Below are 13,168 nucleotides of genomic sequence, written 5' to 3'. Positions count from 1 at the left end.
AATCTTACAAGGTGTTTTGTTCATTATAAATTATTATGGCTCTATGAATTGATTTGCTGTTTTTACCTGTAATATGCCTTCTGCTATATTTAGTCATAGCATGATATTGAACTTCCTTTGCCAGTTCATTTATATATTCTAATCCATTAATTTTAAATTTTTCTAATTCTATTTCATTTAGTTTTATTGTTCTATTAAATCCTACAAAAGAATAATTACAGTTTACATCAAGATAGTAGTTATGATGTTCTTGTAACAAAAACCAAAATCCAGTTTCGTGGTTTATTACTTTCATACAATAGCAGGAAGGTTGTGTTTTTAAAAATTGATACCGAATTTCGTTTAATTTTTTCATAAAGTCAAATGCTATAATAAATTAAAAATTACAACGTTAGTTATTTAACCAACCAATCTTATTTATAGGTATAAAGCATAATTACGTTTCAAATTAATCAATCTCAATAATCATGAAACGAATTATTTATGTTTGCCTTATTGCATTTTTTTCACCCTCTTGTGCTTCCGATAACGATGACAATCCACAAAACCAAGACTCCAATTTTTATGCACTTACTTTAGGTAATCAATGGGTTTACAAAAACTACAGGTATAATAGTGCTACGCAAAGTTACGACGATACTGGTGTTATTGATTCTGTAAGTATCGTTGGTACAGAAATAATTAATGGTAATACGTTTTATAAGTTTAGACGATGGACAACGGGAAATGAAGCGGGCATTGCCTTTTGCAATCCTAATGGAGAACATTTTGAATTGTTAAGGGATTCTCTGGGTTATTTAATTAGAGATGATAGTAGTATTAAATATGCCAATAATGATTTTTCTGCTAGAGTTATGAATGACCTTGGTTGGGGAACAATCTATGATCAACTCATTGCATTAGATAATGAAATTACAGTTGAGGCAGGTACATTTATTAGTACATACTCACAACGTTATGCCATTTCATCTTTGGATGAGCAATTACCAGGACTAGATCATTTTTATTATGCAGACGGTTATGGACTTATTTATGATACATCTTCTTTTGTTTCACAAGACATACCATCTATTATTAGGCGATTAGACTCTTATAACATAAATTAATTCTATAAAAAAGCATTAGTGTTATACTATTGAGGCAATCCTAAAATATAATAACCCGCTTTTTTGCCATTTGCTTTTTTTGCTTTGGCTATTTCCCAATTATAGGTTTCATTTTTAAAGTCTCTTATGAGGTGCTCTATGTCTTTGAATGTATAGATTCTCATAATGGATGCTTGTCCATCCCATGCATAACATAACGGAATAATAGGGATAAGGTATGTGAAAACTAATTGTTTCCAACTTAAAGGTTTTACAAAAGGTGTCATTAATAATGCCATAACAAATAGTATAACCAATGATAATGGAAGTAATATCCACCATAGAAGTGTTGGTATAGTGTTTTCGCCTATCTCATAAATTAATAAGGGTTGCTTATTGTCTTGAGCCGATTTTAAAATGCCTTTGGCAATGTTTGGTGGCATGTGATGAAAGCTATTTATCATAGTTTTTAAACCCGTTGGCAAATCACTTAAGTTAGTAGCATCAACTGAAATTTTATTATAGGTAATAGTATCAGCTTTACTCGAGTTTATTCGTTCTACTAATTTAGGGTTAGGGTGTAAATCCGTTAAGACCAGTTCTAAAGATTCTGTTTTGTTTTTATTAAGTTGCTTTATAACATCTAACATTATCCCTCCAGAACCAGAACCCAAATCAATGATTTTAGAAAAGTTATGTTGTTGTTTAGTAGTCAATATAAGTGTAGCAATAATATTTGATGTTCCCATCATTTTCTGCAACACCACTAATAAGTTAGTCATACCAGTTCTAATAGCACTTGGAAACCAACTGAAATCTTCAAATTCAAAAAGTTGTATCCTTTTCATAACGGTTGTTATTTAAAATACGTTATCTAAAAATTCCCTAATACTGTCCTGGCTGGCTCTTAACAATTCTTCACGAGCAGCTTTTGTGTCACTAGGTTTTTTATCTTGTGAGAGTTTAAACTTTCCTTCCCAATTGGTAATAGAAATTTCAAACATTTCAATGTAGTTGAGGTTTTTATCTAAACGAGGATTATCAGGTTCTAAAACATATTTATGATCTGGCGCTTCTAAAAATTCGGTCATAGTAATCAAGGATTGTTTTAATGCTATTTTACTTTTAATGGCTTTTACAGTTCCTTTTAAATGTACCTTAATATAATTCCAGGTAGGTAATTGCGTGGTCGAATATATTGTAGGCGAAATATAACATTGTGGTCCACCAAAAATAATGCTAACGGCATTATTGTCTTTAAGAAGTGCAGCTTGAGGATTGAAAATATCTATATGACCTATAAGTTTTTCATTGTCGTAAATTAATGGTAAATGTGTAATCAATGGTTCATTAGCTTTCACTGATATAATGGTAGCCAAAGGGTAAGTTTTAATAACTTCAACCATGTGATTTCTATCGTCGTCTTGATGATGTTTTGGAGGATAGTTCATGCTAATGAATGATTATTATTAACAGGTGTTTAATGAAAACATAATTTACCATTCTTCAATGGAAATAGCCACGAATTAAACACCAAACTGTCTAAAATGATGATCTAAGTGCTTATACTGCATTTTCCCCCATTGTTCTTTAGTGAGTTTTCCAAACGCAGGATGTGGTTGCCAATCGTTACGCTTGCGCTGTGTGTTTAATTCATCAATAAGAGCGGTAATAGCTTTCTTTTCAGTTTCAAAATCCTTTTCATCTTTTATGGCAAATCCTTTGGCAGTTGGTAAATTCTTTTTCCAGAGTTTATCACTATACATCGATTTTTTAAACAATAGGTTAATAAGCCAGTTTGGTTTTACACCATAATCTTCCTTTTCTAAAATTATATTCAATGGCATTTGACAGTGATGTAACATTTGTCCAACATTCATTTTGCCCCAAATTGCTGAGGTATCGTTATTTAATTTGCTAAGACGCGATGTAATTTCGTCATAGACTCCATCTTCAAAAAATGACTTCATTTGTTAGGTTTTATTGTTTTACCCGAGTTAATTACAATTAGTTGTTAGCTCTAAACTAGCTTTAACTTCTGTTTTTACTCAAAAAAATAATAGACTTATTTGTAGCTATAAATTTACAATTTTTTATCTTTAAATCATGTCAGAAAAATCAACTTCGTTCTCAATTAAGAATTGGTCACAAGATGATCAGCCAAGAGAAAAGTTACGAGACAAAGGTAAAGCTATACTCAGCGATGCAGAACTTGTTGCGATTTTAATTGGTTCTGGTAACAGAGATGAAAGTGCCGTGGATTTATGTAAGCGGATTTTGGGTAGTGTTACTAATAATTTAAATGCCTTAGGAAAACGTTCTATCAATCAACTTATGGAGTTTAAGGGTATTGGTGAGGCTAAAGCAATTACTATTGTAGCAGCTTTAGAGCTAGGAAGGCGAAGGCGCCTAGAAGATAATTTGCAATTAAGCAAGATTGAGTCTAGTTATTCAGTTTATAAGATAATGCAACCCATTTTAGGGGAATTACCGCATGAGGAATTTTGGATTCTTTATCTCAACAATTCAAACAAAGTTATTCATAAAGGGCAATTAAGCAAAGGTGGTATAACAGGTACATTAGTTGATGTGCGTTTGGTATTAAAGAATGCCTTAGAAGTTGGTGCTACTGCTTTAATTATGTGCCATAATCATCCTTCAGGAACTTTAAAACCTAGTCAGGCTGACAAAGATATTACGCAGAAGTTAAAAACAGCAGCTGAAAGTTTAGACATTAAAGTATTAGACCATCTTATTTTAACAGAGGAAGCGTACTTTAGTTTTGCAGACCAAAATCTTCTGTGAAGATATAGCTATTTTCAAATATTAAATTCTGAAAAAATTAATTATAGAGAATAGGCCATAGTTTTGAATTATTAACATTGGAATTTGTTATTTTTAGTTTTTGGAATCTGCTTCAACTTATGCTATTAGTATATACTCATAAAATCACGCCACGTTTAAAATATACGTTTAAGCATATTTGCAAGCGTATATTAGGTTTGGAGGTGAAGTTTACGTCTAAAATAGAAGATTTTATTGCACACAATAGCCTTAAGATGTCTTACACTAAACAACCATTAAGCAATGAGTTGTTTGTAAGAAGCCATACATTATTATTTGAACAAGGCTTAACAGATATAGATATTAATGTGCAACAATGGGAAAACACAAAAGGATTTTTTGCAACGGGAGAACGTAGTGACTTACCATTTGATATTTTTGCGGCTTCATTTTATTTATTGAGTCGTTATGAAGAATACTTACCTCATGTAAAAGATGATTATGGGAGATTTATGGCTAAGGAAAGTTTGGCATATAGGCATCGGTTTTTAAATCAACCCATTATAGATATATGGGCGTATAAGCTACAAGCAGTTTTACAAAAGCGTTTTTCGGATTTTAGATTTTCCAAAAGACAATATCAAATTCAACCTGTTATCGATGTGCCAATGGCATTCTATTTTAGAAAGAAAGGCTTATTGCGTACCATTGGGGGAACATTGTCCGATATAGGGAGATTTAGGTTAAAACAACTTTATCAGCGTTACTTGGTATTAATGGGTTTTAAACGAGATCCTTATGATACGTTTAAATGGATAATAACTAAACAAAAACAAAGCAATTTTAAATTTATGGTGCTGTTTTTAATAGGTGATTATTCGACCTACGATAAAAATATAAACGCTAATAAAAAAGAATTTGTATCGCTCATAAAATCCGTGGCAGATTATTGTAATGTAGGTATAAAAGCCTCGTATTTTGCTTTAGAAGATATTACAATATTAAAGAAGGAAAAACTTAAATTAGAAGCCATAACCAATAGCGAATTAAAAGCTGTCAGGCATTCATTTTCAAAGTTGAATTTACCACAATCTTATAGGAATTTGGTTGAATTAGAAATTCATCAAGATTATACAATGGGGTATATAGATACACTAGGGTTTAGAGCTGGGACTTGTACACCATTTCAGTTTTATGACCTGGATTACGAAGTACAAACTCCATTACAAATTAATCCATACCACTGCTTAGATTTTGGATTGTTGAAATACCAATCAGAACTAGATAAAAAAGAACATCTGGAAAAACTTATTGAAGAAGTAAAAGCTGTTAATGGAACTTTTACTCCTGTGTTTCATAACTACACGTTTAGTAATTTAGACCGATGGAAAGGCTATAGGTCGCTGTTTAATTTAATACTGGAATCTGCTGAATGAAAAAAAATATAAAACACGTATTTTTTGACTTAGATCATACACTTTGGGATTTTGATAAAAACTCTGGATTAACATTCGAGAAGATTTTTAAGCTTAGCAATATTGATGCTAATCTTGATGATTTTTTACAAGTGTACGAACCTATAAATCTTAAATACTGGAAACTGTACAGAGAAGAACGCATATCTAAAGCAGATTTGCGTTACAGTAGATTAAAAGAAGCTTTTGATGCTCTAAAAATGGCCATAGAAGATAAGACTATTAATTATTTGTCAGTTGCTTATATAGATCATTTAACAACCTTTAATCATTTGTTTGAAGGTACATTTGAGGTTCTTAATTATTTAAAAAACAAATATGAGTTGCATATTATCACTAATGGTTTTGAAGAAGCTCAAGAACGTAAAATGAAGAATTCTAATATTAGAGATTACTTCAAAACTATTACCAATTCAGAAATGGTTGGAGTAAAAAAACCAAATCCTAAAATTTTTAATTTTGCTTTAGATTCTGCAAGTGCACTGCCAGAGGAAAGTGTTATGATTGGAGATAGCCTCGAAGCCGATATTGAAGGTGCAAATAATATTGGTATGGACACCATTTACTTTGACTATAGGAATTTAAATAACACTAAAAATTATAAAAGAATTACTAAATTAAAATCGATAGAAAACTATCTGTAAAAAATAAATTATGAGTAAGAGAGTAGTAATTGTAGTTGCATTTATGTTATTTGGGTTATACGTAATGGCTCAAAAAAGCATTAACAATTATAAATATGTTGTTGTACCTATAGAGTATAAATTTTTAAAAGATAAAGATCAGTATAGACTTAATACATTAACAAGACATATCTTTAAACAAGAAGGGTTTACAACTCTTTTTGATGTACAAGACTTCCCTGATGATTTAATGATGGATAGATGTAAAGCACTGTATGTTGACGTTGAAAAAAACAAAAAAGGATTTTTAGCAACCCGATTGGAGATAATTCTTAAGGACTGTTTTGGTAAAGAAGTATACAGAACAGCAGTAGGTTTGAGCAAAGATAAGGACTTAAAGAAAGCCTATACCGAAGCCTTAAAAGAGGCTTTTATTTCAATAGAGCAGTTAGACTATAAATATGAACCTTTAGATACACAATTAGTAAATACTAAAAAGGAATCTAAAAATAATGTTGTTATAGAAAAAACTATTGAGCAAGTAGAGCCAAAACAAGAACCTTCAGCAGAAAAAGAAAATTATAATGATTTGTATTATGCGCAGGTTATTGAAAATGGTTATCAATTAGTAAATTCAGAACCTAAAATAGTGATGACCTTATTAAACACAGCAGCAAATAATGTTTACTTAGTAAAGGGTAAAAGTGCTATTGTTTATAAAGAAGACGGATTTTGGTTTTATTCTGAAAATGATGGAAAGCTAAAAGAAAAGAAGCAATTAAATATTAAGTTTTAGCCTAATAGCCATACTTATCTTTCCAAAGTGTTTTAAGATAGTTGCGTTGGGCCTGTTCTCTGGCATTATTTCCAGGATTGTAAAGTGTAGTGTTTTTTATAGCTTCCGGAAGAAATTCATGTTCAACAAAATTATTTTCATAACTGTGAGCGTATTTATATTGATCACCATAACCAAGCTCTTTCATTAATTTTGTTGGTGCATTCCTAATAGATAAAGGCACAGACAAATCTCCAGTTTCTTTTACGATTTGTTGAGCTTTATTAATGGCTTCGTAAGCTGCATTACTTTTTGGCGAACTTGCCAGATATGTTGTGCATTGACTCAATATAATCCGTGACTCTGGATTACCAATTACAGAGACTGCCTGAAATGTGTTATTAGCAATTACCAAAGCTGTAGGATTAGCATTGCCGATATCCTCACTTGCTAAGATTAACAAACGTCGGGCTATAAATTTTACATCTTCACCACCTTCAATCATACGTGCCAAATAATACACAGCAGCATTTGGGTCGCTTCCACGTATAGATTTTATAAATGCAGAAATGATATCATAATGCTGTTCGCCAGTTTTGTCATACCGAGCAGTTTTATTCTGTATCTGTTTTGTTACTAAATTATTTGTTATAATTATAGGCTCGGTATCAAATGAAGCTACCAATAATTCAAATATATTCAATAGTTTTCTGGCATCACCACCTGAGAATCTTAAAAGTGCTTCGGTTTCCTTTAATTCAATCTGTAATTTTGAAATGATTTCATCTTCTTTAATGGCACGTTGCAGCAACGCTTCTAAGTCTGCTTTACTAAATGCATTTAAAGTATAGACCTGGCATCTGGATAGTAATGCAGAAATGACTTCAAAACTTGGGTTTTCAGTCGTGGCTCCTATTAAAGTTACCCAACCTTTTTCTACAGCCTCTAACAATGAATCTTGTTGCGATTTACTAAAACGGTGAATTTCATCAATAAACAAAATGGGGTTTTTAGAGGTAAATAGACCTCCGCTTTTTTTGGCTTTATCAATAACATCTCTTATATCCTTTACGCCAGAGTTTATAGCACTAAGTTTAAAAAACGGACGTTCAGATTCATTGGCAATAACATTAGCTAAAGTCGTTTTTCCTATGCCTGGTGGTCCCCAAAGTATCAAAGATGGAATAACCCCACTCTTAATCTGCTGATATAGCATACCGTCTTTACCTACCAAATGTTGTTGGCTTAGGTAATCGTTTAAGTTTTGCGGTCGCAATCGTTCAGCTAACGGAGTATTCATAGGCGAAAATTACAAAAATCATTCGTCATAGATTTGTGATTATAGGTTAAATTATTGTCTTAACTAATATAGACTTCTGACAATATTTCATACAAACAAATTTTGGCTGTAAATTTGAAGTATACCTGTTAAATTATAATATGTCCTCGCAACAGTTTAAATATTCTAACAATATCATTTTGTATCCATTACTAATGGTTTTTATGATTTGGTTGGTATTCTGGTATCAGGTAAGAGTAGACTATGGTATTAAATCCTTTGGTATAAGACCTCAAAAGCTAGAAGGTCTTTTAGGAATTTTTACAAGTCCGTTTTTACATGGAGATATTAATCATATATATAATAATTCCATACCGCTTTTTGTACTTAGTTTAGCTTTATTCTATTTCTATAATAAAGTCGCATGGAAAGTTATTTTTTATGGCATTCTCTTGTCAGGATTTTTAACCTGGTTAATAGCTAGTAATGGTAACCATATTGGAGCAAGTGGCTTAATTTATGTATTGGTGAGCTTCATATTTTTTAAAGGTATTTTCGCGAAACATTATAGGCTTATTGCACTGTCTTTGATGGTTATATTTTTATACGGAAGCATGATTTGGTATGTATTCCCTATAAAAGACGGGATGTCTTGGGAAGGGCATTTAGGTGGGTTAATTACAGGCCTGGTTTTTGCTTTAATCTTTAGAAAACAGGTCGCAAAGCCAGAAAGGTATAAATGGGAGCGCCCAGATTACAATGAGGACGATGACCCTTTTATGCGTCATTTTGATGAAGACGGAAATTTTATTGAAATATTACCAGAGGATGAAGTAGAAATTGAAACTGAGTCAGAATTTGAAATAAATCAAACTCCAAAAATTAAATACATTTTTAGAAAGAAAGAAGACTGAAAACTAAGAGCGTTGTCTAACGGCTTCATATAAAAACGCACCACAAGCCACAGAAACGTTAAGTGATTCTATCTCACCTAAAATAGGAAGCTTGGCTTTTGTATCTACAACTTTTAAAACCGAAGGATTGATACCTTTTCCTTCAGATCCCATAATAATTGCACAAGGCTCTTTAAAAGACACATCGTATATATAATCATTAGCTTTTTCAGTAGCAGCAATAACTTTTATACCAGAAGATTGCATGTGGAATACAGCATCTTTAATATGGTCAACTTTGCAAACAGGTATTTTAAAAATTGCACCAGCACTGGTCTTAATAGTATCTCCATTTATTGGAGCACCACCTTTTTTCTGAATGATGATACCATTAACACCAGTGCATTCGGCAGTACGTACAATAGCACCAAAATTTCTAACATCGCTAAGTTGGTCTAGCAATAAAAACAATGGTGTCTCACCAGACTCAATAACCTGTATTACTAAATCGTCTATATTGTGAAATTCAATAGGCGAAATTTGAGCAACAGCACCTTGATGGTTACCTCGTGTTAAGCGGTTTAATTTTTCGATTGGCACATAAGACGAATTAATACCTTCTTGTCTTAATAAATGTTCTAGCTCTTGAAACAACTCGCTTCGTACACCTTTTTGTAAAAAAACTTTGTCTATAGTCTCCCCAGAATTTATAGCTTCAATTATAGCTCTAATCCCAAAAATTGTGGTTTCATTTTTCATGTCGTAAAGGTATAAAAAAACCATCCTGATTAATGGATGGTTTCATAATTAAAAAGGGTATTCAAACTAGTTCTTTATAATTTTTTTGCTAATTACTTTTGAATCAGAATAAATCTTCAAAAAATAGATGCCGTCTATTTGTTCTGATAAATTTACCTTAGAAAGTTTTGTATCATAGATCTTTTTTCCAAGAGTATTGTAGACTTCCACTTTATCAATATTGAGTTTCGAATTAATATTAAAAATTCCATTTGAAGGGTTTGGGTATATATTAACAATAGACAGCTGATTATCTTCGATACTCAAGTTATTACAAGGGGTGAAATCTGGACTCAATTCTACTGTACCATTTGGAGTTACATCTCTACTGGTAAATGCAGCATAGTCCAAGGGATATTTTATAGCTCTAAAGGTTAAATTTACATTTGGTGCAGGATCTCCCTGTGTAGTGGATGTACCATTATTACTATTTATAGGGTTTATGTATTCCCAGACTTTTTCGTTAAGGCTATTTAATTCAAAGAATAAACCATCTCTACCTTCACAAACCAAAATATTACCGTTAGGTAATTGCTGAGCGTTACTTACAATAGGTGTGTAAAAATCTGATACACCTGACGAAGGCATTTCATCATATGTAAAATCAGTTGAATTTGGAAGATAAGCTGTATTTGGTGTGTAATCGTAAACCCCTAAACTAGACTCAGGAGGTGAGATAATATCTACTTGAGAATACGACGGTAATCTATCAATGCCATTATTAAACAGCATTATCTTTCCCTCATTAGGAAGGCCAGCAGGGATAAAATATGGCGTATGTTGACCAAATAATTTTCTATCGGTAGATGTTCCATTTCCGTAAGCTTCAGGGTTTCCCCAGCGATAAAGAAAATCACCACCTTTTCCATAGGTGCCACCAGAGCCAGAGGCTGCCTCAGCTGTTGTAGTTGAGTGATCAATAATGTATATTTCACTCATCTTTCTAGAGCTAATAACAATTTGGTCGCGTAGTGCATCATACTGAATAGCGTTAACATGCAACCAATTGTTTACAGGGCTATTTCCATTTAAAAAATTAATATCTAATAATTGAGGATTGTCAGCCACAACACCAAAATTATCTTTGGTGTTATCAAAATCTTGTATGAGATGATCTCTGATATCCCATTCCCAAACTATATTAGCTTGGTTTGTCCCAACAGGTTGCAACTCTAATATAGTTTCGCTATACAATTCACCATCCTGAATATTAGAAGGGTCTCTTCCAGATTGAATGGCTTCAGCTTCAGGCATTACAGAAATGGCTAACATTAAAATATTACCATTAGCTAGCGGATAAACATCATGATGTTGCCTAACATCATCCGTACTGTACGTGTAAGACCACAAGAGATTATTGTCCCAGTCATAAAGTTCTACAATACCACCTGCTCCACCAATAACAATGTCAGTACTACCGTCATCTAACCTACCTGGTCTAAGGAGGTTGCCATTAGGTAATAAATAAACTGCTGATCCTGGCGGGTAACTACTTGTCCATTCATTTATAATTTCACCACAATTGTTAATAAGAAATGTTTTTTCGTGAACTGAAAAAAGAGTAAAGGCATCATAGGCATCTTCTGTAATAGAAATCGTACCTACTGTATTTTGTGAATGAGCAAAATTAAAACTAATTAATAATGCCAATAGTAATTTTCTAACCATAGTATTTTTCTTTTTCTTAGCATCGCAAATTTACCATATAATTTTTTACAAATCAAAACGTAGCTGTTAAACTCACATGAACTTTAGAGTCAGACAATCTAAACTGTCTGTTTTCGGATTTTCCACTAGAATAGTTTAAACGAAATAAACCAGCATTGGTTAGTAAACCAAGACCAAAACCAAAACCAAAGAGTTTCTCTCTCGTGTCAGTGATTTGATTTTCAAAATAGGCTGCATCTAATACCGAATGTACATAAATGCTACTGCTTAATCGATATCGGTATTCTGTGTTAATAACACCGTAAAGATTGGCTACCAGGCTGTTTTCTTCAAAACCTCTAATGGAGTTTATACCACCAAATCGAAATAATTCGTTGTCTAGGTAATCATCAGAAGTTAAAAGAGCTCCATTAAATCTGGTATAAACACTATTTTTATTATTAAGGTTAAAAATTTTATAGGTATCTAAATTAAAAACGCTTTGTGTTTGTTTTCCAAAGTCATTGCTTCTGTCCCCAAAACCAGAAGAGAAATCAAACCAAAAATTAATTGGGAAAAGAGGGTCGTAAAATTGCGCTTTAGTATGGTTGTAATTTAGAGTGTAGAAATTAGATGTATAATCATTTAGTAAAGCAGTATCATTTTCCAGGAGGTTTGTTGAATTGGTTGAGGTAATACCTAATCCAATTCGGTGTTTTGCATTAATCTGATAGTTAACTTTAGCATATTGAGTAGCATTTAAAAAAGTGGAGTCTTTTCTGAAAATTTTTAGCCCGACTTGCAACCCAACTGGCGAACCAAATAAATAAGGTAAATCAGCATCTACTCTAAAGGTCTGTTGGTCTATTTCATCACTTTTGTAAAATAAGTTTAGAGTTTCGCCAAAGTTTAAATTATTAATAAGCCTTAAATCTAAATAACCATCAAATTCAATTTTATTGGTGTTTTCGTTAGTTCCAAAACCCAGAAAACCATCAAAGTTATTGATTTTAGTTTTCTCTACATATAAGTAGAGTGTAGTAGAATCTTTAGTAAAAAGCACTTCGGGATCTTTAATTTTATTCGCAAATCGTAGATCTTCCAGAAGCTCAACATTATCTCTAATCGCATTTAAGTTAAAAGATTTTCCTGTTCTTAATTTTAAAAAACGTTTTATATAAGACTTCGGAAACTTTTCGTAACCTTTTACAATGATTTTATCGATGCGTCGCTTTTGGTTATTTGTGATTTTTAAATCAGCGGAAATCAAATCAGAATTCAACTTAGAGATGTTTATAAGTTGCAAACTTGAAAAAGGATCTCCTTGTTCTGCTATTTTTGAATTTAGTTCATTTAGAGAGCTTTCAAGTTCTGCAATATCCAGCTCAAAGAAATTATCACCCTTTTTATGGTTGATAAAATTCAATAATTCAGCATTAAATTTTAAATCATATTGAATTCTAATTCTACTAACCTTTATGCCTAAAGATAATTGAGCGTTAAATAAGCTGTCATTTAGCTTGGTGATGCTGTCAATACTTGTGTCGATGTAGCCTAAACGATTCAGCTTATTTTTTAAACTATTTAATTCTTTCTCAAGACTGATATAGTTCTTAAAAGATGTAATATACCCTACAGAATCTATAACAGTAGTTTTTGCTTCATTTTCGCCAGTAACTTTTAAACCAATAGATTGACCTAGGTTATGGTTTGAAAAAATCAAAAGTAGAAGTATAATAAATCGTCGAATAAAAGTCATTAAATCTATATGGAATAACTCAAATGATAACGTAAAAATAGACCATTATA

14 protein-coding genes are annotated in these 13,168 nt (G+C 32.0%); 6 read left to right on the top strand and 8 right to left on the bottom strand.

The window, feature by feature from the left end:
* Positions 1-4: 4 nt before the first annotated feature.
* Positions 5-295: a hypothetical protein gene (locus Q0912_RS12025; protein WP_299115372.1), complete on the bottom strand. Its 291-nt coding sequence runs from the start codon at positions 293-295 to the stop codon at positions 5-7.
* Between the two features lie 172 nt (positions 296-467).
* On the opposite strand from Q0912_RS12025, the gene Q0912_RS12020 reads away from it, so the two are divergent.
* Entirely contained in the window at positions 468-1,106 is a 639-nt protein-coding gene (locus Q0912_RS12020) for a hypothetical protein (protein ID WP_299115371.1), read from the top strand.
* A 26-nt stretch (positions 1,107-1,132) separates the two neighbouring features.
* Here the strand turns inward: Q0912_RS12020 and Q0912_RS12015 are convergent, their stop codons facing one another.
* From Q0912_RS12015 to Q0912_RS12005, 3 genes are all read right to left on the bottom strand, one after another.
* The gene (locus Q0912_RS12015; protein ID WP_299115370.1) at positions 1,133-1,933 is read right to left on the bottom strand and encodes a hypothetical protein; all 801 of its coding nucleotides are present in this window, start codon (positions 1,931-1,933) and stop codon (positions 1,133-1,135) included.
* A 12-nt stretch (positions 1,934-1,945) separates the two neighbouring features.
* On the bottom strand, positions 1,946-2,536 hold the full coding sequence (locus tag Q0912_RS12010) for an FMN-binding negative transcriptional regulator (RefSeq protein WP_299115369.1): 591 nt from the start codon (positions 2,534-2,536) through the stop codon (positions 1,946-1,948).
* A 75-nt stretch (positions 2,537-2,611) separates the two neighbouring features.
* Positions 2,612-3,055: a DUF1569 domain-containing protein gene (locus tag Q0912_RS12005; RefSeq protein ID WP_299115368.1), complete on the bottom strand. Its 444-nt coding sequence runs from the start codon at positions 3,053-3,055 to the stop codon at positions 2,612-2,614.
* Positions 3,056-3,191: 136 nt separating this feature from the next.
* Here Q0912_RS12005 and radC point away from each other — a divergent pair, with 136 nt between their 5' ends.
* The 4 genes from radC (at position 3,192) to Q0912_RS11985 (ending at position 6,763) form a co-directional block, all read left to right on the top strand.
* Complete coding sequence (gene radC / locus Q0912_RS12000) at positions 3,192-3,890, top strand: DNA repair protein RadC (protein WP_299115367.1); 699 nt, start codon at positions 3,192-3,194, stop codon at positions 3,888-3,890.
* 119 nt (positions 3,891-4,009) lie between these two features.
* Entirely contained in the window at positions 4,010-5,305 is a 1,296-nt protein-coding gene (locus Q0912_RS11995; RefSeq protein WP_299115366.1) for a polysaccharide deacetylase family protein, read from the top strand.
* Positions 5,302-5,988, top strand: a complete 687-nt coding sequence (locus Q0912_RS11990; RefSeq protein WP_299115365.1) for a YjjG family noncanonical pyrimidine nucleotidase — start codon at positions 5,302-5,304, stop codon at positions 5,986-5,988. The genes Q0912_RS11995 and Q0912_RS11990 overlap by 4 nt, the downstream gene beginning before the upstream one ends.
* A 10-nt stretch (positions 5,989-5,998) precedes the next feature.
* A complete protein-coding gene (locus Q0912_RS11985; protein ID WP_299115364.1) occupies positions 5,999-6,763 on the top strand; it encodes a hypothetical protein in 765 nt (254 codons plus the stop codon).
* 1 nt (position 6,764) lies between these two features.
* Here Q0912_RS11985 and Q0912_RS11980 read toward each other — a convergent pair whose 3' ends face one another.
* Entirely contained in the window at positions 6,765-8,042 is a 1,278-nt protein-coding gene (locus Q0912_RS11980) for a replication-associated recombination protein A (RefSeq protein ID WP_299115362.1), read from the bottom strand.
* 140 nt (positions 8,043-8,182) lie between these two features.
* Between Q0912_RS11980 and Q0912_RS11975 the strand changes: the two genes are divergently transcribed.
* On the top strand, positions 8,183-8,935 hold the full coding sequence (locus tag Q0912_RS11975; protein ID WP_299115360.1) for a rhomboid family intramembrane serine protease: 753 nt from the start codon (positions 8,183-8,185) through the stop codon (positions 8,933-8,935).
* Between the two features lie 3 nt (positions 8,936-8,938).
* On the opposite strand, the gene rlmB is transcribed toward Q0912_RS11975, so the two are convergent.
* From rlmB to Q0912_RS11960, 3 genes are all read right to left on the bottom strand, one after another.
* On the bottom strand, positions 8,939-9,673 hold the full coding sequence (gene rlmB / locus Q0912_RS11970) for a 23S rRNA (guanosine(2251)-2'-O)-methyltransferase RlmB (protein ID WP_299115358.1): 735 nt from the start codon (positions 9,671-9,673) through the stop codon (positions 8,939-8,941).
* A gap of 66 nt (positions 9,674-9,739) precedes the next feature.
* The gene (locus Q0912_RS11965) at positions 9,740-11,380 is read right to left on the bottom strand and encodes an aryl-sulfate sulfotransferase (protein ID WP_299115356.1); all 1,641 of its coding nucleotides are present in this window, start codon (positions 11,378-11,380) and stop codon (positions 9,740-9,742) included.
* A 52-nt stretch (positions 11,381-11,432) separates the two neighbouring features.
* On the bottom strand, positions 11,433-13,082 hold the full coding sequence (locus Q0912_RS11960) for a POTRA domain-containing protein (RefSeq protein WP_299115354.1): 1,650 nt from the start codon (positions 13,080-13,082) through the stop codon (positions 11,433-11,435).
* Positions 13,083-13,168: the final 86 nt, after the last annotated feature.

The sequence above is a fragment of the uncultured Winogradskyella sp. genome (assembly GCF_947498345.1).
In the GTDB taxonomy this organism is placed as follows: Bacteria; Bacteroidota; Bacteroidia; order Flavobacteriales; family Flavobacteriaceae; genus Winogradskyella.
Note: the sequence above shows the minus strand (reverse complement) of the source record. Positions and strands in the feature narration are given on the sequence as shown.